Raw genomic sequence first — 241 nt, 5'->3', positions numbered from 1 at the left:
AACGCATGATGGTAAAAAGAGTCGTTATGGTAAACTCAAGAGTCACACTGAAATTAAAAATATAAAATTCGATGCTAAATATACCGTTAAAATATTAGTTCCAGCAAGTTATATAATATTTAGACGAATAGATATCAAGGGAGTGGCAACAAGAAAAAATATGAAAGTTATTTCTTTTTTACTTAAGAAATCAATTGTGGATGATATAGATAAATTTCATACTATTAATTTAAAATGTGAT

General features: G+C 25.7%; 1 protein-coding gene. It reads left to right on the top strand.

Features of this window, described 5'->3' with window-relative positions; all coding sequences use genetic code 11:
- Nucleotides 1-241: type II secretion system protein GspL (locus V1952_RS22795; protein WP_420075664.1), on the top strand; the 241-nt coding region annotated here is incomplete at both ends.

The sequence above is a fragment of the Yersinia sp. 2542 StPb PI genome, from assembly GCF_048593855.1.
In the GTDB taxonomy this organism is placed as follows: Bacteria; Pseudomonadota; Gammaproteobacteria; order Enterobacterales; family Enterobacteriaceae; genus Yersinia; species Yersinia enterocolitica_E.
The sequence above is the reverse complement of the archived record's forward strand: the minus strand, read 5'-3'. Positions and strand labels throughout refer to the sequence as shown.